This is a genomic window from Salinimicrobium sp. CAU 1759 (assembly GCF_054482715.1).
Genome location: NZ_JBTLRK010000001.1, coordinates 1,362,698 through 1,384,095, shown reverse-complemented (window position 1 = coordinate 1,384,095; position 21,398 = coordinate 1,362,698). Strand labels below are relative to the sequence as shown.

The window sequence follows — 21,398 nt, the reverse complement described above, 5'->3', positions numbered from 1 at the left end:
AGCTTTGATCCGTAAAATATCAGCCGAAGACACTTACCCGGTACGGCAGGAGGTGCTACGCCCTGGAAGACCTTTAAAAGAGTGCTTTTTTGAAGGAGATCTCGAAGAGGAAACTGTTCACTTAGGTTATTTCAACCGGCAGAAGCTGGTGGCTGTTGCTACCTATGTCGCCCGCAAAAATGAGCTTTTTGAAGCAAATTTTCAGTACCAATTGCGAGGCATGGCGGTACTACCATCCTTTCGTGGAAAAAATCTCGGAACAAAACTACTCTTATACGGCGAAAAGCTCCTGAAGGAGAGAAATCGACAGATTCTTTTATGGTTTAATGCCAGAGAAACAGCGGTTGCCTTCTATGAAAAGCATGGATATAGACCTATTGGTACTCCGTTCATGATCCCAAATGTGTGCATGCATATTGTGATGTACAAAAACCCTACTGAACTATGAAAAAGAACTTTTTACTACCATTGATCATTCTCCTTATTAGTCTTAGCGCCTGTGAGGGAGACAAAAAAGATCCAATGACCCGGGCGTCTTCAGATGAAGCATCGCAAAGAATTGCAGAAGCCACGCCAGATGGCATACGTACAGAAATATCAGCTAAAAATGACATTTTTGAAGGGGGAAGTCTGGAGGAAATTTATAGTCAAAGGGAATACAGGTCTTTATGGCGTGATGGAGAAGTACTACATTCCTTCTATAACAGCTTAAAAGCTGCCAACGACGAAGGTCTTGACTATAGAGATTATCACGGCCAGGAAATTGATTCTCTGCTTTCCCGATCTGATCTTGATGCAGGGCAGGCAGCGCGTCTGGATCTCCTACTTTCTGATGCTTTTCTCACCTATGCAAATCACCTTTACTACGGAAAACTGGATCCCGAAAAATTACACGAATTCTGGGGTATCTCAAGACAGCCGAAGGATATTAAAGAATTACTTATACAAGGTGTAGAAAATAATGAGATTCCGGAAATACTGGAGGATCTCAAACCAAAGAGTCAAATCTATCAGGGATTAAAAAAGAGCTTAGCTGAATATAAAGAGCTGAAAAACAAACAGGATACCATTAACAAAATCTCAAAAGGAGAAGTAATAAAGCCTGGCGATTCCGACCCCCGAATCCCTGCTATAGCTCAAAGACTGGAGCAGCTTAAAAGCTTCCAACCTGATACCTCGATTACTCAAAATATTTATTCTGAGGTTCTGGTAGAGGCCATTAAGGAATTTCAGGAGAGTAAGAGTATCCAAACAGACGGAATTATTGGAAATTCAACTATTGATGAGCTAAATAAGGGTCCGCAGGATATATACAATCAAATCCTCGCAAATCTGGAGAGATGGCGTTGGTATCCCCGCGACCTTGGAGAGCATTATATCCTGATTAACATACCTCACTTCAGGCTGGCGGTCGTAAAAGATGGCGACACTGTTAGGAAACACAATGTGATTGCCGGAGCCAAGGCGCGACCCACCCCTATTTTTTCAGATACTGTAAATCACCTGGTGATCAATCCTACCTGGACGGTTCCTCCTACCATAAAATCGAAGGACGTCATTCCAAAAATGGCAGCTGACCGTACTTACTTAAGCAGAAATAATATGACGGTCACAGGAACAAATGGAGAAAGGATCGATCCCTCAAATGTGAATTGGGAAAGCAGTGAAGCTATGAGCTATAGCTTCACCCAGCGTGCAGGACCTTCCAATCCTTTGGGACAGGTGAAGATCATGTATCCCAACAAATATCTCATTTATTTACATGATACTCCTGCAAAAAGCCTGTTCAGTCAATCCGAACGGGCAGAAAGCTCGGGTTGTGTGAGAGTTGAGAACGCCATAGATCTTTCGGCTTATATTGTAGAGAATCAGAGTGAATGGAATAAAAATAAGATTGAGGAGGTAATTCGATCTGGTAAGACAACCACTGTAAATGTAGACCGGCCCATCCAGGTCCATCATTTCTATTGGACAGCCTGGCGGGCCGGAGATAAAACTGTTGTCATAAATGATGTATATGATCTTGATGAACAGATCTACACCAAATTGACAGAAAACTAATTTTTAGACTGCCTGAGAATTGATATAGGTAGAGTTCGCAAGGTAATCTTCACTTGTGTGGTAGATGAATAATGCAGACCCTCCTTTGATTTTGTTGATGATCTCTTTGGATACTTCAGTAGGTACGGCAGGACATCCATAGCTACGACCAAGTCTTCCAAGTCTCTTGATAGAACCTTCTTTGGCATAATCTGCACCATGAATAACTACGTAACGCTCACGTGCTTTAGAGTTGAATCCTTCTTCCATCCCATCGATGAAAAGAGATAGTCCATTTTTCCCGTAGTAGGTTTCAGCAGTAACGTAAAACCCAAGGGAACTTTGTAGAGAGTTCGGTGTGTTGGAGAAATTAGTAGCCATATTACCACCTGTATTCTTTCCATGGGAAACGTAAGTGTGATATAGCACTTCATTAGTTTCCATGTCCAGGATCCATAGCCTTTTTTCAGTTGAAGGAAGACTGAAGTCGACAATACTCAAAAGTCGGTTTTCGATCTTCTCCTCTGCTTCTAGTTTGTTATAACCTGTAAGTGCATAAGTAAAAGAAACTCTGGATGGCATATTAGTGTTAACCGCTACAAAATTTTCGTATAGTAGGTCGATCTTTTCTTCGGCAGTTGGCTCAACTATTTCATTGGTAGCAGTCACTTCTTCAACCGGAAGAGCAGTTTCTGCAGGTTTGTAAGCAGTGAAAGCAAAAGAGGCAGTAAGAGTTAAAAATAGAGTTAGGGCAGTGATCTTCTTTATCATATCTTTTTGTTAAAGTTGTTGGTTGCCAATAATTATTCAAAGGTCATACCAAAAAGGGAAAAACTTCAATTAATTCAGTACAAATGAGCAGTTTAACATTCTCCTCCTCCACTTATAAGAACTCAAAAATTATAAAAATATTGCATAAAATAAATCTTAAAGTGTTAAACTTTTTCTTTTAGGTTTACTTCATTTTTCCGGACATTTTTGATTGGGTTATAAACTTTTCTCCCTATGCATATTTCGTATCTTTGTGCAAACCCTATTTTAATGGATAAGAAAGTAATATTGATGATCCTGGACGGCTGGGGGATCAGCAACGATCCCGGTACATCGGCCGTAGACCAGGCAAATACTCCTTTTATTGATTCACTATATAACAAGTATCCTCACAGTACACTTCGCACCGACGGAATGAATGTTGGCCTTCCCGAAGGGCAAATGGGAAATAGTGAAGTGGGTCACATGAACCTGGGAGCAGGAAGAATAGTTTATCAGGATCTTGCGAAGATCAACCTTGCAGTTGAAAATAACAGCCTTGGAAAAGAACCTGTACTGGAACAGGCTTTCAACTACGCCAAAGCTCATAACAAACCCATTCACTTCATGGGACTCGTAAGTGACGGCGGAGTTCATTCCCATATCAACCACCTCAAAGGACTGCTTACAGCAGCCGAAGAATATGGCATTTCTGAAAAGTATGTTCATGCTTTTACCGATGGTCGTGATGTTGATCCAAATTCCGGAAAAGGTTTTATTGAAGACCTGCAGGCGCACCTGAAAAAAACAAATGGAAAATTGGCTTCAGTAATCGGAAGATACTATGCCATGGACCGTGACAAGCGTTGGGAAAGGACAAAACTGGCTTATGACCTTATCGTCAATGGACAAGGTGAAAAACATCAGTATGCTTCCGAAGCTATTCAAAAAAGCTATGATGACGGGGTTACAGACGAATTCATCAAACCAATTGTAATGACCGATAGCTCAGGTAATCCTGTAGCTACTCTAAAAGAGGAGGAAGTAGTGATCTTCTTCAATTTTAGGACAGACAGAGGTCGCCAGCTCACACAAGCCTTGACGCAGCAGGATTTTCCCGAACAGGAAATGAAAGCTATGCCGCTGTATTTCGTTACTATAACACGCTATGATGAAACCTTCAAAAATATTCATGTTGTTTTCAGCAAAGAAGATATTAAAGCTACTCTGGGTGAGGTATTGGAACGTGCCGGTAAATCACAGATCCGGATTGCGGAGACTGAAAAATATCCTCATGTCACCTTTTTCTTCTCCGGCGGAAGAGAGCAACCTTTTAAAAGAGAACGCAGGATCATGATCAACTCTCCCAAAGTGGCCACTTACGACCTGCAGCCGGAGATGAGTGCATATGAAGTAACTGATGCTATCGTGCCGGAGATCAAAGATAAATCGGTCGACTTTATTTGCCTGAATTACGCCAATCCCGACATGGTTGGGCACACCGGAGTCTTTGAAGCTGCAGTGAAAGCCTGTGAAACGGTGGACGAATGTGCGAGAAGAGTTGTGGAAGCCGCCGAGGAAAATGATTATTCGGTTCTGGTAATTGCCGATCATGGTAACAGTGAATACATGATCAATGCCGACGGAAGTGCCAATACGGCCCATACCACGAATCCTGTACCTTTTGTTCTTGTAGATAAAGATATCAAAGAAATAAAGGACGGAATTTTGGGTGATATAGCACCCACTATTTTAAAACTTATGGGTATAGAACAGCCTGAACTGATGACTCAAAAACCCCTATTATAAATATGAAGATCTTATTTTATTTAATGCTGTTGATCACAGCAACGAATTGTGGTGGTTCTCAAACAACAGAGCCAGTAGCAACTCAGCCAGAGCCGGCAACCCAGGAAGAGCAATCTGATATTTTGGTTGGAGAAATAGACCATGATGATCTAAAAGAAGTTCCTTTTTCAGGCTGGTTTGATCCAATGTACAAGTCATTTAAGCCGAATGATGAAGCCCTGCAAACGATAAAAGAAAATATCAATGAATATGATATCGTAATGTTCATGGGTACCTGGTGCGCCGATAGTCAGCGGGAAGTTCCAAAACTCTACAAGATCCTGGAACTAAGTAATTATGATCTTGACAGAATGGAAGTGAGAGCAGTACGGGAAGACAAGACCCTGCCTGATGATCGTCAAATGAAATATGATGTCACTTATGTTCCCACCATCATTTTTTATAAAGATGGAGAGGAAGCAGGAAGATTTGTAGAGTATCCACAGGAAGATTTCGAGGATGATATTGCGAAAATAGTATCGGGTCAGGATTATAAACATTCATACGAGTAAAGAAAATTCCCCGTTAATTATAATTCCTATTTTTGCGCATGTCTAAAATGTTGACCATAGCAGTTGATTTTGATGGAACTCTTGTAGAGAACCGCTATCCTAAAATTGGAAAACCGATCTTGTTTGCTTTTGAAACCTTGAAGAAGTTGCAGCAGGAAGGCCACCAAATCATTTTATGGACCTATAGATGCGGAGTCAAACTTGAAGAGGCTGTGGAATTCTGTGAAGCTAAAGGCATTAGATTTTATGCCGTTAATAAGAGCTATCCTGAAGAGGAATATGAGGAAAAGCTAATGAGCCGAAAGATCCTTGCCGACGTTTTTATCGACGACCGCAATATTAATGGCTTACCGCCATGGGGAGAGATCTATCATCAGCTTGTAAAATCAGATCCACTGGAAAATGAGCTTCCCCGGAAAAGTAATGGATTGCTCAAAATTTTTAAAAGGTTATAATGATCATACCAAAGACCAGAGAAGAAATTGAACTTATAAGACACAGTGCCTTGATCGTGTCCAAGACCTTAGGAATGCTCGCCCGGGAAGTTAAGCCGGGAGTAACAACCTTAGAGTTGGATAAATTGGCAGAAGAATTCATTCGCGATCATGGCGCCGAACCCGGATTTTTGGGGATGTATGATTTTCCCAATTCCCTCTGCATGAGTCCAAACGCCCAGGTAGTACATGGCATACCCAACAAGGAGCCCCTTAAAGAAGGGGATGTAATTTCCATTGACTGCGGTGCCTATAAAAACGGATTTTACGGAGACCATGCCTATACTTTCAGTGTAGGAGAAATAGATCCTGAAACTCAGAAATTACTTGATGTTACTAAGGAATCACTTTATATAGGGATCAGGGAATTCAAGATAGGAAACCGGGTTGGAGATGTGGGTTTCGCGATCCAGCAACATGCAGAGAAAAATGGCTTTGGAGTAGTTAGGGAACTGGTTGGACATGGGTTGGGTGCAAAAATGCACGAAGATCCGGAAATGCCGAACTACGGCCGAAGAGGCCGCGGTAAAAAGTTCGTTGATGGTATGGTTGTGGCTATTGAGCCTATGATCAATGCGGGAACTCACAGAATAAAACAGCTAAAAGATGGCTGGACTATTTTAACCGCAGATAATAAACCGAGTGCACATTTCGAACACGATGTTGCAATTATTGATGGAAAACCCGAACTATTATCAACTTTTCATTACATTTATGAAGCTTTGGGGATAAAAAGTGACGAAGAGGAAGAATTCCGGGCACAAACCATCAACTTCAATGATTAAAAATTTTCGGCAGGAAAAGTGGCTCCCTTATTCCAGGGAAAACTGGCAGGAACGTTTCCGTTATGCTGTCTCTAACTATGGAAGGGTGGTGAGCTATGTCAAGAATCCTGACGGAGACCTGCTAAAGGGTGGAAAGTCCCAGGGCTTTCTCACTTTTGTTGCAACACTCAAAAATGGCAAGAAACAAGCCTGTTATATTCACCGCGTCGTAGCCGAGCTATTTCTTTCTAAGAAAGACGGAGATGAGTATGTGATCCACAAAAACTACAATAAGACCGAGAACAAGGCGAGCAATCTCGCATGGGTGAGCAAGAAGCAATGGGTTGCGCACCAGCAGAATAATCCACAAGTGAAGGAGAATAAACTTAAGCGCAAGCTTGGAACCATCAAATGCTACTCAAAGCTCTCTTATGCCCAGGCCACAATTCTGAAGAAAAAACTACTTGATCCAAACCGAAAAACCAGAATCAGAGTACTTGCAAAGCAATTTGGGGTTTCAGAAATGCAGTTGTACAGGATCAAGTCGGGCGAAAACTGGGGAGATATAAAAGTATGATCGGGAAGGCTTTTAAGTTTTTTCTGAACAAGATCCCGCGTCCCATTCTCATTAGGCTAAGCTATGTGGTGAAACCTTTTTTCCTGCTTAGCCTCCGTGGAAACAGATACACAGATCCCATAGACGGCAGAAGCTTTTCAAAATTCCTTCCCTATGGCTATGAACAACAGCGGGAAAATGTACTCTCCCCCTCTACCCTTTCTCTGGAACGACACAGGCTGCTATGGCTATACCTTAAAAACCACACTGATTTCTTCACTGCTCCTCATAAAGTGTTGCATTTCGCACCTGAGCAGGCTTTTTATAAAAGATTTCGGAAGTTAAAGAACCTCGACTACACCACTACTGATTTGGAATCACCTCTTGCAGATGTAAAAGCAGACATTTGTAACTTACCTTTTCTGGATAATAGCTTTGATATTATATTGTGCAATCACGTCCTGGAACATATTCCAGATGATACGCAGGCAATGAAGGAACTATACCGCATTCTTCAACCCGGGGGCACAGCCATTCTACAAATCCCACAGGATTTACAACGGAAAAAAACCTTCCAGGATGACGCTATTACAGATCCAAAAGAAAGAGCGAAAATCTTTGGGCAATATGACCATGTAAGAGTGTATGGAAGAGATTATTTCGATAAACTCCGCAGTATTGGATTTGAGGTTGAGGAAGTGGACTTAACATCAAACCTGGATCCACATCTGGTGGACAGATACAGACTGGCAAAAGGAGAAATTATTCCTGTGGCAAGGAAGTGAATTACTTAGTGGGGAAATTAAAATTAGTTAATGGTTAGTAAAGGATTAGCAGTTCAGTACCGGTGCGCATCCACGCAGTATGATTATCAGTTGTGTAAGGAATTCCATTCAAGCCGTTGTAAAAAATATTTCTTTTAGTATAGATCTGTCTACCAGATCGTTCTCCATCCTTGTTCCTCCGGCAATTCTGTTCAACGGACACAGAACCCAGAACACCGTTAGAATCTAAGAAATTCCCGGATCTTGGCCCCTGGCTCTTGATTCACCCCCTACAGATCCTTCAGAACTTCCTGGAAACCTGGAGTAGCATATTCCTTCATTTCTCCCTCTAGTGTGGAATAGATAAAAAAAGCATCCAGATTTTCCTGTTGTAAAAGCACCATTTTTGAGAGGTCATATCCCATGGCCATAAAAGCGGTAGCATAAGCATCGGCTAAGGCGCAATTCTCAGCAAGGACTGTCACACTTAAAAGATCACTTTTTTGAGCAAAACCGGTGAGTGGGTTGATAGTATGCACGTAAAGCGCACCGGTCTCGGGATCTGTTCTATGCTTTCGGTAATTCCCTGAAGTAGCCATTGCTTTATTTCGCAATTCTATAGTTGCAGTGAGCTCCCTTTGACCCATTTGCTGTATAGGGTCATCGATTCCCACCACCCAGTAGGATCCTCTTTCCCTGTTCACCCCACGGGCCAGGAGTTCACCTCCCAATTCTATTAGATAGTCTTCTACGCCTTTAGAATCTAAATAATGACCGATAAGATCTATAGCGTAACCTTTTGCTATTGCATTGAAATCAAGGTACATCTCAGGAGATTCCTTCACCACTATATTATCCTGCAGCTTCATCTTTCCAAAGCCCACATATCTCATAAGTGAATCAATAGTGAGTGAATCTACTTCCCTGGGTCCGCTTTCGGGTCCAAAACCGTATTGATTTACAAGGTCTCCAACAGTTGGGTCAAAATACCCGTTACTGTCCTCCCACACCTCCTTGGAAACTAAAAATACTTCCTGAAAAAGACTATCCACTTTCACCAGGCTGTCTCCCCTGTTAATTTTCGAAATATCGGAAGAATCCCTGTAGGTACTCATCGACTGATTTACCCTCTCAAAAATGGAATCCAGAGCCCTATCTATTGGGATCAAATCTTCAGAATAATAAGCGATGGAATAAGTAGTTCCTAAAGCTTCTCCATTGGCGCTTCTTTGCTCATCTATCTCCGAGCAGGAAACCAGGAGGAAAAAGGAAAACAATAAAATAATAGGTCTCAAAAATGTCATTTTTAGATCTCTTTTAATCCGTGGTAATTGACCACGTAATCTTCAGAACTGGACACAGGCAGATCATAATCTTTTGAATTTGCCAAACCGACTCCTGCATAAAAGGTACGTGCATCAAACTTCTGTGCATGTTGCTTTATAGTCTCAAGAAAGAACATATCCATTTCCTTGGGATCGTGTGGATATTCTATAGCCCGCACTATAACAAAATGAAGCTTCTTATCTTTCAATGCGACAAACTGTGGATCCTTTTTGAATTCACTGTTCACTCCGAGAAATTCATAGCCCTGCTCTTCAAGGTCCTTTCCAACAATGTTCATTGCCAAATTATGAAGTTCCTGATCTGTAAGTTGCGACATACAGCAAATTTAGTCAATAAAGGCAAATGTATTCAACCTTAAACAAAAACAGCCGCCCCTGGGCAGCTGTTTTTTATAATTTTGCATTAGATTATCCTCCAAAGTCATCAAATCTTACATTTTCCGGTGGCACTCCAAAGTCCTCGGCCATTTTCTCAACAGCTTTGTTCATTAGCGGTGGTCCACAGAAATAGAACTCTATTTCTTCCGGCTCATCATGAAGACTTAAATAGTTATCTATTACTACCTGGTGTATAAATCCAACGAAACCATCTCCTTCTCCATCAATTCCATCCTTCACCTTCCAGTTGTCCTCTTCCAGAGGTTCAGAAAGGGCGATATAGAATTTGAAATTTGGAAAATCTCTTTCAAGAGCTCTAAAGTGCTCGGTATAGAACAATTCTCTCTTAGAACGACCTCCATACCAATAAGTCACTTTTCTTCCGGTCTTAAGAGTTCTGAAAAGGTGATACAGGTGAGAACGCATTGGAGCCATTCCGGCACCACCACCTACGTAAAGCATTTCTGAATCACTGTGGTTTATAAAGAATTCTCCATAAGGCCCTGAAATGGTTACCTTGTCTCCTTTTTTCTGATTAAAGATATAAGAAGAAGCGATACCCGGATTTACAGCCATCCAGTCATTCTTTGCGCGATCCCATGGCGGAGTCGCAACACGAACGTTCAACATAATTCTTCTTCCTTCGGCAGGATAAGAAGCCATTGAGTAAGCTCTTTCCACAACCTCAGGGTTCTTCATTACAAGCGGCCAAAGGTTGAATTTATCCCACTCAAGCTTGAATTTATCAGGTTCTCCCGGATGTTCTTCAGGGTGAGCGGTGATATCCATATCCTCATACTTCACTTCACACTTAGGGATCTCAATCTGGATATATCCACCTGCTTTGTAATCCATATCTTCAGGAATCTCAACTACAAATTCCTTGATAAAAGATGCCACGTTATAGTTACTCACTACAGTAGCTTCCCATTTCTTAATACCGAATACTTCTTCAGGAATGGTGATCTTCATATCCTGCTTAACTTTCACCTGACAACCAAGACGCCATCCATCGGCAATCTCTTTACGAGTGAAATGAGGCTCTTCAGTTGGTAGAATAGTTCCACCACCTTCAGCAACAATACACTTGCACTGTATACAGGTACCACCCCCACCACAGGCAGAAGGCAGGAAAAGCTTGTTCTCACCCAAAGTAGAAAGAAGAGTTCCTCCAGAGCCTACTTCGATGTCTTTTTCATTGTTAATATTGATCTTCACAGGTCCCGACGGGATCAACTTGGCTTTTGCTCCCAAAAGAACAGCCACCAGGATCAAGATCAGGGCTAAGAATACAACAACACTTGCTATAATTACTTCCATTGCTTTCTCTCTATAATTTAATTCCCATGAAACTCATGAACCCAAGGGCCATAAGTCCGGTGATGATAAAAGTTATTCCTAATCCTTTAAGGGGAGCGGGAACATTTGAATAGGCAATCTTTTCACGGATGGCAGCGATCCCCAAAATAGCAAGGAACCAGCCAATTCCACTTCCAAAGCCGTAAGTAGCAGCTTCTCCAATACCGGAGAAATCCTTTTGTTGCATGAAAAGTGCACCTCCTAAAATGGCACAGTTCACCGCGATCAAAGGAAGGAAAATTCCCAGCGCTCCATATAGGGCGGGTGCGAATTTTTCCACGATCATTTCAACAAGTTGTACCATGGCTGCGATCACCGCAATGAACATGATGAAACTTAAGAAACTGAGGTCTATAGTTGCATACTCCTCGTTCAACCAGGTAAGAGCACCGGGTCTAAGAAGGTATTTGTCAAGTAAAAAGTTGATAGGTACAGTTATAGACAGAACGAAAATAACCGCTGCTCCTAATCCTACCCCTGTTTTTACTGTCTTGGAAACTGCAAGGTACGAGCACATCCCAAGGAAATAAGCAAAGATCATATTCTCTATGAAGATGCTTCGTACGAATAAATTAATATAATCCATATTCGAATTTTTTGTGGTTAGTGATTAGGCCTCGATTAGTTTTCTATTCCTTGAACGTTGTACCCAAATAATGATACCTACAACAATTAGTGCCATTGGTGAAAGTAGCATCAATCCATTGTTCTCATAGCCCAAAGCGTAAAGTCCGGTGGATTCTGCAAGAGTTGCACCTTTGTGTCCAAGCACCTCGTAACCAAAAAGTTTTCCGGCACCTAAAAGTTCACGGAAGAAGGCTACTATGATAAGAATAAGACCGTATCCAGCAGCGTTCCCTATTCCGTCAAGGAAGGATTTGTAAACTCCGTTCCCAAGGGCAAAAGCTTCCAAACGACCCATTACGATACAGTTGGTAATGATAAGACCAATAAATACCGAAAGCTGTTTACTTACATCATAAGCAAATGCTCTTAATACCTGGTCTACCAAAGCAACCAGGGAAGCAACAACTACAAGTTGAACGATGATCCTGATCCTGTTTGGGATCATATTTCTCAAAACCGAAATGATCATGTTACTAAACGCCATTACTGCCATTACTGCAATCGCCATTACAATTGCCGGTTCTAACTGAACTGTGATCGCAAGTGCAGAACAAATCCCCAGAACCTGAACAGTAATAGGGTTATCATCGTCAAGAGGATCTGTAAGAAGTTTCCTGTTGGCTCTCGATAGAAAGTGCTCTTTCTCCTCTGAATCTGAAAGAAAAAGAATCATTGCATCTTTCTTGGTTTCCTTGTCTACCTCAGCTACTTGCTCAGGTTTATTTTGTGTTTCCTGTGCCATAATTAAAAATTACTTGCAAAGTTCATATCTGTTTTGCTCTTGAAATAAGGCAGGTAGTGCTGAAGTCGTTCAGAGATCATATCTGATACACCATCTCCTGTAATTGTTGCACCCGATATTGCGTCTACCTTATTGTCATCCTTAGAAGTACTGGTGTTTCCTTTCACGACAGATACTCCTATTAGCTCTCCATTCTCATTAAAGATCTTTTCATCTGTAAAGCGCTCTCTAAACCATTCCTGAGTGATTTCTGCACCAAGCCCCGGAGTTTCCCCAAGGTGGTCAAACACTGCTCCTTTGATGGTATTCACATCATTCTGAAGAGCAATGTATCCAAAAATGGCATTCCAAAGCCCGGCTCCCCGAAGTGGAATAATGTAATAGGTCTCCCCATCAACCTCTGCTATATAAAGCGGAAAGTTTTGTTCTGTATCAGACTTCTTAAGCTCCTTTGCAAGGTCTACATCAAAAGCATTAACTCCTTCTTTTTCCTGACCCTGATTATTAAGAACAAGCTGTTCTTTAATATACTCCTGAAACAAAGCTTCAGCTCCTGCCCTGTCGGTTTGCACCCCAACTGTCGCAAGAATATTCTGCATTTTCTCCTGGCGCATGTTCTCATACTGCATTGGCTGCAAAGAAGTCGCAGCGAATGCAAGTACAACTCCTACTACCACCACCATTATAATGGCGAATATAAAGGTATACGAGTTGGAATTCGTTTTGTTTACTGTTTTCTCTTCCATAACTATACTACAGTTTCAACTTGATTGTTAATTCCTGCTGCCTTCCTTTTCACTCTTCGCTTAATGTTCCCCTGGATCACATAGTGATCAATTGTTGGGGCAAACACGTTCATCAACAGAATGGCAAGCATCACACCTTCGGGATAAGCAGGGTTGAATACCCTGATCATTACCGATAAGAATCCTATAAGGAATCCATAGATCCATTTACCTTTATAAGTTTGTGCAGCCGAAACAGGGTCTGTCGCCATATAAACAATACCAAAAGCAAGTCCTCCTGCAACAAGATGGTTGTACCACGGGAAGTTAGTAAGAGCATTTCCTTCAACTCCCATTGCCGGAAGTGCATTAAAGATCAAGCCCATCGCTGCAGCTCCAACCACGGCACTTAGCATAATTCTCCAGCTACCTACTTTTGTATAGATCAAGAACAGCGCACCCACCAAACATAAAGCTGCTGAAGTCTCTGATACCGATCCCGGGATCAATCCCCAGAACATATCCATCGTTGAATATTCTACCGGCTGATTTGCAGCAAGGGTTCCTAAAATGGTTTCCCCCGAAACTCCGTCAACTTCGGCAGCATTCATCACCCAAACCTGGTTACCCGACATATAAGTAGGATAAGCAAAGAAGGCAAAGGCACGAGCAGTAAGCGCAGGGTTAAGAATATTCATTCCGGTCCCACCAAACGCTTCCTTTCCAATCACTACAGCAAATACTACAGAAATTGCCAGCATCCACAAAGGCAGCCCCACAGGCATGATCATAGGGATCAAGAGACCCGTCACAAGGTATCCCTCGTTTACTTCATGGCCTCTAAAAATAGCAAACGCGAACTCAATTCCAAGACCTACCGCATAAGACACCACGATCATTGGAAGAATATCCATTGCACCGTGACCAAACGCATCCCAGAAATCAACTTCTGGCTGAATTTGCTTGAGATACTGGTAACCTTGATTCCACATACTAAATAGCAGTACTGGTAGAAGCGCAATTACTACAGTGATCATCACTCTCTTCAAATCAACCGCATCTCTAACGTGCGCACCTTTTTTGGTGGTGTGATTTGGCGTAAAAAGAAAAGTATCAAGCGCATTAATTGCGGGAGAATACTTCTCTAGTTTCTTACCCTTAGCAAAGGGCTCTTTAAACTTATCTAGTTTTTGTCTAATCCATTCCATAGTAAACAGTTTATCCAACTTCGGTGATCATTAAATCCAGCCCTAAGCGTATTATTTCTTGCGCCTCAATTTTTGAAGTATTCACATAATCTACAAGTGCAAAATCTTCGGGAGCAACTTCGTAGATCCCAAGATTCTCCATCTTCTCAATATCGGCTGCCATACAGGCTTTCAATAGCTGCATAGGATAAATATCCATTGGCATCACCTCTTCCATTTCACCGGTCACCACCAAAGCTCTTTCTTCCCCGTGAAGATTGGTATTCACTTCAAATTTCTTTTTAGGGAACATCCAGCTCAAAGAAGTTCTGGAATTAGAAGGGATGTTATTATATGTAAAAGGCAACCATCCAAACATACGGTACTTATTTCCTTCCGGGATCAAAGTAAGTTCATTCGGAAAGAATCCGATATACTGCTCGTTGTTCACCTGTTGTCCAGTAAGCACATCTCCAGATATGATCCTCACATTTTTGGTGTCAACAGAACCAACAAGATCAACAACCGGAGCTCCAATTGTTGTTCTAAAGTATTTTCTGTCTTTAGCCTCACTACCACAAACCGCAACAGTGCGAACAGCAGTGAATTTTCCTGTAAGGAAAAGATCTCCAATGTTGGCAACATCCTCGGGCTGCACAGTCCAAACACGATCTCCCATGTTAATTGGGTCGATCTTGTGGATCTGGACACCTACATTGGCAGCCGGATGCGGACCATAGACCTTATGAACCTCAACATTTTGAAGGCTATTTAAAACCCCTTCGCCTTTACCCGCAACAGATACGTGCACTTTTCCCGGGGTCAACCTGGTAAGTGCATTTAGACCGGCCTGAAATGCCTCAAGACGATCCTTTAGTATAAACTCAACATCTGCAGAAAGTGGCGCTGTGTTTAGTGCTGAAACAAAAATGGCCTTAGGGGTATCTTCAGGATCAGCCGGGATATCGTAAGGTCGCTGGTTGATAAAAGCCCAGCTCCCGCTTTCAAGGATCCTGCTTTTCACAGCATCCGCTTCAGCTTTTAATGGATCAAGAGTTCCAAAATCACGGAAATCATCTGAAGCGTCGGCCTCAATTACCACCTCAAGTATACGGCGTTTTTCACCCCTTACTATTTCTTTTAGAGTACCACTAACAGGAGACGTAAACCTGATCTTCTCGGTATATTTTGAGAAGAAAAGTTCATCACCTGCCTGTACTTTTGCACCCTCCTTTACAACCATCTTAGGTATCACCGAATGAAAATCGGGTGGTTTTACAGCGTAAGTTTTGGAACGGGGTGCGTCAACAAGGGTCTTTTCGGCTTCTCCTTTAAGGCGAAGCGTGAGCCCTCTTTTTATTCTAATGTCGTTTGACATAGGACGAAGTGTTAAAATTTCATTTAAAATCCGGGCAAATTTACTGATTTCCGACCCACAAATCCCAATTAAAACTAAATTAATTCCCCTTCAAACTTGTTAAAAAAGTCAAATAGTGACGGTAATCAGTTTTTGAGTATCTTTAAACTTATTTTCAGTGCATGAAGTCAATCTTTACCCTCTCCTTTCTCTTTTTATCTGGGATCTATTTTGCTGCTGCCCAGGCAGTCATTGAAACTCCCCCGCCTAATTACATTCGCACAGTAATCTTCACAGGACCAGAAGGATTCAGTGGCACTCCAATTATACAACTGGGACAACCCATTTTCTTAAGTTTCGATGATCTAATTGGGGATGAAGCAAACTACTATTATACTATTGAACATTTTAATTACGACTGGTCACCCTCTCAACTACTTAAAAATGAATTTCTAGAAGGCTTCGATAATGTAAGGATAACCGATTACGAAAATTCTTTCAATACCTTACAGCTCTATTCCCACTATGAACTGCGAATACCAAATGATAATACCCGTGCGCTCAAGGTTAGCGGAAATTATTTATTAAAGATCTTTAATGAAGAAAGAGAGCTAGTTTTCTCCCGGAAATTCATGGTTTACGAACCTCTCACCCGCGTGCCGGTCACTGTACGAAAATCCAGGGAGGTGAAATTCATTCAGACTAAGCAGGTGGTGAATTTTGAAGTAGACTCGCCCGAATTCATTATTCGCACCCCCGAAGAGTCTGTGTGGGCAGTAATACTTCAGAACAACAATCTTAAAACAGGTATATATAATATTCGGCCACAGTACCACATCGGGTCTACCCTGGTCTACAAGTATGATCAACTCACTTCCTTTTGGGCCGGAAATGAGTACCTCAATTTTGACGGGAAGGATCTTATGGCCGCTACGGTCAAAATACAGTACATAGACGTGCAGGAACTCTACCATCATTATCTTTTTCCGGATGTGATCAGAGCGTTTCAACCCTACACATACAATCCCGATATTAACGGAAAGTTCGTCGTCAGGAAGTTCCAGGCAGAAGAAGATGATATTGAAGCCGGGTATGTGTGGACTCATTTTGCTCTTCAAACTCCCGAACCTTTCCCAGGTGGAGAGGTTCATCTCTACGGAGAATTCAACAACTTTATCCTGGACGAAAGCACCAGACTCACCTATAATTTTGAAAAAGGAGCCTATGAGACCGCCCGTCTCTTTAAACAGGGCTACTATGACTATAAATATGTGTTTCTGCGGAATGACGGAATTTTGGATGAAGGCTTTATAAGTGGAAATTTTGTTAGCACCGAAAACAATTACACCGTTCTCATCTATTACCTACCTCCCGGCGGAAGATATACCCGGATCATTGGAGTTGGGAATGCCAGTTCAATAAACATCAGCAATTAAGGTTTCAAGAAAGATTTCACATGAGCAGAGAAAGAAATGTGCCTACCATTTATAAGGAACGGCATAAACTCAAGTACCGCAACACAGAATGTCTCAATTGCTATCATCCACTTGATATAAGTGACGAATACTGCCCTAATTGCGGACAGCTCAACAGCACTAAAAAACTCGCTTTCAATGACTTTTTCAACGAGTTTTTTGCAGGAATTTTTGCTTATGACTCCAGGTTCTACAGAACTTTAGGAGTTCTGCTCTTTAAACCGGGAAAAATCTCAAAAGATTATATTGAAGGAAAGCGGGTGCGATATGCCAACCCCTATAGATTTTACCTAAGTGCCTCAATAATATTTTTTCTGCTTTGGAGCACAACTCACCAGGTGGAGGCACCTATAGAAATTGATCGTGAAGCTTCCCTGGAACAGCGAAGAGAAGCAGATTCCCTTTTGGCAGCCCAACGCATTGAAAATCCAGCATTGGACGTGGTTCTCCCCCCCATAGATACTACTGATACTGAAACAGTGGAATATGTCCCGGAAAGTGCTCTGGATACTATGCCCTATTTTAATGCCCGCATAAAACAGTGGCAAGTGTTTTCAGACCACTATAGAAGCACAGAAATGAGAAACGCTGAAGCTGCTTTGGATAGTCTCAATTACTCCCAAACCGGCTTCAATCAATGGTACTACAGGAAAACGGTTGACGCTGAAAGATTCAGCTCAGATTCCGATCTGTTCTGGAACTATTTTTACAGCAAGTTGCCTTTCATCATTTTCTTTTATCTTCCGGTCTTCGCCCTTTTCATATGGCTATTATATTTGCGCCGACCCTTCACCTACATGGAACACCTCATCTTTACCTTCCATAATCAAACCACCTGGTTTGTTCTCTTTGGAATTGCGGTGGGATTTAATTCGATCCTTGACAACAGTGCAGCCACCTGGATAGCTACTCTCATCTTTGGTTTTTACCTGTATAAAGCCTTTCGCAGATTCTATGGTCAGGGAAGAGTTAAAACCCTTTTAAAGTTTATAATTATCAACATTATATTCTTTATTTTAGCCATAATAGCTGCCGCGTTTTCAGTACTGGCATCATTCGCGATCTACTAAGATGATACAACAAGTAACCAGAGGCATTAAGATCTCAATAGAAACTAACTTTGAGGGGACCTTCTACAAGAATTACAGGGTCCACTTCGCTTTTGGTTACCAGATAACCATTGAAAATCAAAGCAAAGATTCAGTACAGCTCACTTCCAGGTTCTGGAAAATTAAAGACGCTTTGAACAGAACTGAGATCGTGGAAGGCGAAGGCGTTATTGGCAAGAAACCTGTCATAAAACCCGGCGAGTCCCATACTTATAAAAGCGGATGCCTCCTCACCTCTCCTTTTGGTGCTATGAGCGGATTTTATAATATGATCAATTTCACTTCCACCAGGAAATTCAGAGTTGCAATTCCCTCCTTTAAACTCAGCGCTCCATTTGCGTTGAATTAAATCAAAATTTAGGATTCAAGGCTTGAGTTATGAGTTGCGAGTTTCTTTGAACGCTGTGGCTTAGGACATTTTGAAATTACCTTTCAAAAATGCCATTTTTGACTCGGCTAAATATTCCGGATGTCTCCTCAAGTGGAGTCGAGAGGTCTTTACGATTAAAAAATTGAATTCCCACCTGTCACCTGTCACTTGTCACCTGGCAGTAGGTAAGCCAGTTAATTTTTCGATGAGTATTTGGCACCACGACGTTTGGAAATACTGACCTCCCAAAAATGTCATTTTCGACATCTCTTTTTGAGGGTCTAGACCTGCCAACAAAATAAAATTACCTCCCAAAAATGCAGTTTTTCATTACTTCTTTTTTTGAAGTAAAATCTGTTTTCAAATTATCACATTTTCAAATTTTTAAATTCAAGACAGTCTCCTCCTCTGTAGTAAGATCTTTATATAAGAACTTTGTCTTATCCTCTGAAACTACCACCTGTGAAATACTCATAGTTTTCACAAATCCGCGATCTATGATTACCCCACGATCCTTGTCTCCCTTACCTGCCGAAAAATGGAAATCCAGCAATGCTTCAGGTGTCAATTCTCTTTTCTGCTGAAGCTTTTGGAACCACTCCTCCCGCAGCTTTTTCATTTCTTCTGAATATAAAGGACTGGATGACCAGATGCGAGGCTTCAGGGGCAGATCCTTAAAATGTTTTTCACTTCCGTCCCAAACGAATTCGAAGAAACGGAGTTTGTCATGCCAATCTGCTGCCACTATTGTAAAGGGCTCTACTTCAGACAGATCATATACTTCCGCAGCTTTAGGAAAATCTTTAGCAGCCAGGAGGTCCTTTACTACAACTCCCCTGCTCTTTCCGTAAGGTAGCTCTCTCTCATGTCGTTCAAAACCACCATTCAGAAGGCAGATGACTCGCTGACGTTCACTTATTCCCAGCCAGGTACCGCCGGCAAGAACATCTTTCGGAAATACCATTTTTAAACCCGCTATATCATACATCTTTGGCGGCAGAGTTTCCCTTCCCGGTGCTTCATCCCGATTGGAAGTAAGCATGAACAAATTTTTCCCTTTTACAGGGGTAATTGTGACGGTACACATTATGAAATAATTAAGATTCTATAGCTTTTAGCTGCTCATTTTGAGTAAAGTTCAGTAAAAAATAGTGTAACTAAAACTATTTTAATTTTTTTACCTTTACGACCACTCATTTAGAAATCACAAAAAATCAAAAACAACTATGGGAAAAGGTGTATTCCAGGTTCCGCAGGCAGTTAATGAACCAGTAAAATCATATGCTCCCGGAACACCCGAAAGAGAGGCCGTTTTAAAGGCTTATAAAGAATTGTATAACAGCAAAGTTGAAGTGCCGCTTTACATTGGAAGCGAGGAGATCAAGACCGGCGATACTGCTCCAATGAATCCGCCACACGATCACCAACATCATTTGGGAGATTATCACAAGGCTTCAAAAGAACACGTAGAAAAGGCTATTCAAAGTGCTCTGGATGCCCGGGAAAAATGGGCGAACCTCGAATGGGAGCAGAGAGCCGCAGTATTCTTAAAAGCAGCCGAACTTATTGCAGGTCCTTACCGCTACAAGATCAATGCAGCGACAATGATTGGGCAGTCAAAGAATATTTTCCAGGCAGAGATCGATGCAGCTTGTGAGCTTATAGATTTCCTTCGATTCAATGTAGAGTACATGACTCGTATTTACGAAGAGCAGCCGGAATCTTCTTCGGAAGCATGGAACAGGTTAGAATACCGTCCGCTCGAAGGGTTCGTCTACGCAGTGACTCCATTCAACTTTACCGCTATTGCCGGAAACCTGCCATCGGCACCTGCAATGCTTGGAAATGTGGCTATCTGGAAACCAAGTGACTCGCAGGTGTATTCTGCACAGGTGATCATGGAAGTATTCAAGGAAGCAGGATTGCCAGACGGGGTGATCAATATGGTTATGGGAGATCCAAAAATGATCTCTGATGTTATTCTTGAGCACAGAGATTTTGCCGGACTTCACTTTACCGGAAGCACAACCGTATTCAAGAATCTTTGGAAACAAATTGGAGAGAACATTCACAATTACAGGTCTTATCCTCGTATAGTTGGAGAGACAGGAGGTAAGGATTTCATCCTTGCGCATCCAACTGCAAGACCAAAGCAGGTAGCTACAGCAATATCTCGTGGAGCTTTTGAATTCCAGGGTCAAAAATGCAGTGCTGCTTCCAGAGTTTACATTCCAAAAAGCATGTGGGAAGAAGTTAAAGGATATGTAGTGGAAGATGTAAAGTCTTTCAAAATGGGTTCACCCGAGGATATGAGCAACTTCATTACAGCCGTGATCCATGAAGCTTCTTTTGATAAACTGGCAAAATTCATTGACGCCGCTAAGAACGACAGCGATGCGGAAATTGTTGTGGGTGGAAACTATGACAAATCAAAAGGCTGGTTTATTGAACCAACAGTGATTCTAACAGATAATCCAAAATACAGCACTATGTGCACCGAGTTATTTGGACCTGTAGTTACTGTATACCTTTACGAGGATGACAAATGGGAAGAGACACTAAAGCTGGTTGATGATTCTGAATATGCCTTAACCGGAGCTATCCTGTCCCAGGACCGCTACGCAGCTGCCGAAGCAACCAAAGCACTTCAAAATGCAGCCGGAAACTTCTATATCAACGATAAACCAACCGGTGCGGTTGTAGGTCAGCAGCCATTTGGTGGTGCCCGCGGCAGTGGTACTAACGATAAAGCAGGATCGATCCTAAACCTATATCGTTGGATTTCTCCGAGAACCATCAAGGAAACATTTGTTACCCCGACAGATTATCGTTATCCGTTTTTAGGGGAGTAATAAAAGAGAGGAAAATTAGATAGAAATTTCCTACAGTCCGGAATTCCGGTGAGCATATTCCAAGCTGAATGTTAATGATTTTCAAAAAAATTAACATTCAGCTTCTTTTTTTAAGAGTATTTTTCTCTAGAAATCCTAATTTT

22 protein-coding genes are annotated in these 21,398 nt (G+C 41.8%); 12 read left to right on the top strand and 10 right to left on the bottom strand.

What is annotated here, in order from left to right; all coding sequences use genetic code 11:
* Positions 1-4: 4 nt before the first annotated feature.
* Both ACXYMT_RS06115 and ACXYMT_RS06110 read left to right on the top strand, forming a co-directional pair.
* Complete coding sequence (locus ACXYMT_RS06115; RefSeq protein WP_459058199.1) at positions 5-448, top strand: GNAT family N-acetyltransferase; 444 nt, start codon at positions 5-7, stop codon at positions 446-448.
* Positions 445-2,061: a L,D-transpeptidase family protein gene (locus tag ACXYMT_RS06110; protein ID WP_459058198.1), complete on the top strand. Its 1,617-nt coding sequence runs from the start codon at positions 445-447 to the stop codon at positions 2,059-2,061. Before ACXYMT_RS06115 ends, ACXYMT_RS06110 begins: the two co-directional genes overlap by 4 nt.
* A 3-nt stretch (positions 2,062-2,064) precedes the next feature.
* On the opposite strand, the gene ACXYMT_RS06105 is transcribed toward ACXYMT_RS06110, so the two are convergent.
* Complete coding sequence (locus ACXYMT_RS06105; RefSeq protein ID WP_459058197.1) at positions 2,065-2,811, bottom strand: murein L,D-transpeptidase catalytic domain family protein; 747 nt, start codon at positions 2,809-2,811, stop codon at positions 2,065-2,067.
* A 270-nt stretch (positions 2,812-3,081) separates the two neighbouring features.
* Here ACXYMT_RS06105 and gpmI point away from each other — a divergent pair, with 270 nt between their 5' ends.
* The 6 genes from gpmI to ACXYMT_RS06075 are packed head-to-tail and all read left to right on the top strand — an operon-like array spanning position 3,082 to position 7,749.
* The gene (gene gpmI, locus ACXYMT_RS06100; RefSeq protein WP_459058196.1) at positions 3,082-4,599 is read left to right on the top strand and encodes a 2,3-bisphosphoglycerate-independent phosphoglycerate mutase; all 1,518 of its coding nucleotides are present in this window, start codon (positions 3,082-3,084) and stop codon (positions 4,597-4,599) included.
* A 2-nt stretch (positions 4,600-4,601) separates the two neighbouring features.
* Positions 4,602-5,150 carry a thioredoxin family protein gene (locus ACXYMT_RS06095; RefSeq protein WP_459058195.1) on the top strand — a complete coding sequence of 183 codons (549 nt, stop codon included), beginning with the start codon at positions 4,602-4,604 and terminating at the stop codon, positions 5,148-5,150.
* A gap of 38 nt (positions 5,151-5,188) precedes the next feature.
* Positions 5,189-5,605 carry a BT0820 family HAD-type phosphatase gene (locus tag ACXYMT_RS06090; RefSeq protein ID WP_459058194.1) on the top strand — a complete coding sequence of 139 codons (417 nt, stop codon included), beginning with the start codon at positions 5,189-5,191 and terminating at the stop codon, positions 5,603-5,605.
* The gene (gene map / locus ACXYMT_RS06085; RefSeq protein ID WP_459058193.1) at positions 5,605-6,429 is read left to right on the top strand and encodes a type I methionyl aminopeptidase; all 825 of its coding nucleotides are present in this window, start codon (positions 5,605-5,607) and stop codon (positions 6,427-6,429) included. The genes ACXYMT_RS06090 and map overlap by 1 nt, the downstream gene beginning before the upstream one ends.
* Positions 6,422-6,985: an HNH endonuclease gene (locus ACXYMT_RS06080; RefSeq protein WP_459058192.1), complete on the top strand. Its 564-nt coding sequence runs from the start codon at positions 6,422-6,424 to the stop codon at positions 6,983-6,985. Before map ends, ACXYMT_RS06080 begins: the two co-directional genes overlap by 8 nt.
* Positions 6,985-7,749 carry a class I SAM-dependent methyltransferase gene (locus ACXYMT_RS06075; RefSeq protein WP_459059152.1) on the top strand — a complete coding sequence of 255 codons (765 nt, stop codon included), beginning with the start codon at positions 6,985-6,987 and terminating at the stop codon, positions 7,747-7,749. The genes ACXYMT_RS06080 and ACXYMT_RS06075 overlap by 1 nt, the downstream gene beginning before the upstream one ends.
* A gap of 269 nt (positions 7,750-8,018) precedes the next feature.
* Here the strand turns inward: ACXYMT_RS06075 and ACXYMT_RS06070 are convergent, their stop codons facing one another.
* From ACXYMT_RS06070 to ACXYMT_RS06035, 8 genes are all read right to left on the bottom strand, one after another.
* Positions 8,019-9,032: an FAD:protein FMN transferase gene (locus tag ACXYMT_RS06070; protein WP_459058191.1), complete on the bottom strand. Its 1,014-nt coding sequence runs from the start codon at positions 9,030-9,032 to the stop codon at positions 8,019-8,021.
* Positions 9,033-9,034: 2 nt separating this feature from the next.
* The gene (locus ACXYMT_RS06065) at positions 9,035-9,391 is read right to left on the bottom strand and encodes a Na(+)-translocating NADH-quinone reductase subunit F (protein WP_459058190.1); all 357 of its coding nucleotides are present in this window, start codon (positions 9,389-9,391) and stop codon (positions 9,035-9,037) included.
* A gap of 91 nt (positions 9,392-9,482) precedes the next feature.
* The gene (nqrF, locus tag ACXYMT_RS06060; protein WP_459058189.1) at positions 9,483-10,772 is read right to left on the bottom strand and encodes an NADH:ubiquinone reductase (Na(+)-transporting) subunit F; all 1,290 of its coding nucleotides are present in this window, start codon (positions 10,770-10,772) and stop codon (positions 9,483-9,485) included.
* A gap of 10 nt (positions 10,773-10,782) precedes the next feature.
* Complete coding sequence (gene nqrE / locus ACXYMT_RS06055) at positions 10,783-11,397, bottom strand: NADH:ubiquinone reductase (Na(+)-transporting) subunit E (RefSeq protein WP_459058188.1); 615 nt, start codon at positions 11,395-11,397, stop codon at positions 10,783-10,785.
* Positions 11,398-11,421: 24 nt separating this feature from the next.
* Positions 11,422-12,180, bottom strand: coding sequence for an NADH:ubiquinone reductase (Na(+)-transporting) subunit D (locus ACXYMT_RS06050; protein WP_459058187.1), 759 nt, complete (start codon positions 12,178-12,180; stop codon positions 11,422-11,424).
* Between the two features lie 2 nt (positions 12,181-12,182).
* On the bottom strand, positions 12,183-12,926 hold the full coding sequence (locus ACXYMT_RS06045; protein ID WP_459058186.1) for a Na(+)-translocating NADH-quinone reductase subunit C: 744 nt from the start codon (positions 12,924-12,926) through the stop codon (positions 12,183-12,185).
* A 2-nt stretch (positions 12,927-12,928) separates the two neighbouring features.
* Positions 12,929-14,113 (bottom strand): NADH:ubiquinone reductase (Na(+)-transporting) subunit B, encoded by a 1,185-nt coding sequence (locus tag ACXYMT_RS06040; protein WP_459058185.1) that lies wholly within the window; start codon positions 14,111-14,113, stop codon positions 12,929-12,931.
* Positions 14,114-14,123: 10 nt separating this feature from the next.
* A complete protein-coding gene (locus ACXYMT_RS06035; RefSeq protein WP_459058184.1) occupies positions 14,124-15,470 on the bottom strand; it encodes a Na(+)-translocating NADH-quinone reductase subunit A in 1,347 nt (448 codons plus the stop codon).
* A 161-nt stretch (positions 15,471-15,631) separates the two neighbouring features.
* Between ACXYMT_RS06035 and ACXYMT_RS06030 the strand changes: the two genes are divergently transcribed.
* From ACXYMT_RS06030 to apaG, 3 genes are read left to right on the top strand one after another with little or no spacing between them, the layout of a single operon-like run.
* Positions 15,632-16,885 (top strand): type IX secretion system plug protein, encoded by a 1,254-nt coding sequence (locus tag ACXYMT_RS06030; RefSeq protein ID WP_459058183.1) that lies wholly within the window; start codon positions 15,632-15,634, stop codon positions 16,883-16,885.
* Positions 16,886-16,905: 20 nt separating this feature from the next.
* A complete protein-coding gene (locus ACXYMT_RS06025; RefSeq protein WP_459058182.1) occupies positions 16,906-17,994 on the top strand; it encodes a DUF3667 domain-containing protein in 1,089 nt (362 codons plus the stop codon).
* A 1-nt stretch (position 17,995) separates the two neighbouring features.
* On the top strand, positions 17,996-18,382 hold the full coding sequence (gene apaG, locus ACXYMT_RS06020; protein WP_168137041.1) for a Co2+/Mg2+ efflux protein ApaG: 387 nt from the start codon (positions 17,996-17,998) through the stop codon (positions 18,380-18,382).
* Between the two features lie 397 nt (positions 18,383-18,779).
* Here the strand turns inward: apaG and ACXYMT_RS06015 are convergent, their stop codons facing one another.
* Positions 18,780-19,490, bottom strand: a complete 711-nt coding sequence (locus ACXYMT_RS06015; RefSeq protein ID WP_459058181.1) for an NRDE family protein — start codon at positions 19,488-19,490, stop codon at positions 18,780-18,782.
* Between the two features lie 139 nt (positions 19,491-19,629).
* On the opposite strand from ACXYMT_RS06015, the gene pruA reads away from it, so the two are divergent.
* Complete coding sequence (gene pruA, locus ACXYMT_RS06010; protein ID WP_459058180.1) at positions 19,630-21,255, top strand: L-glutamate gamma-semialdehyde dehydrogenase; 1,626 nt, start codon at positions 19,630-19,632, stop codon at positions 21,253-21,255.
* The last annotated feature ends 143 nt before the right edge of the window (positions 21,256-21,398 follow it).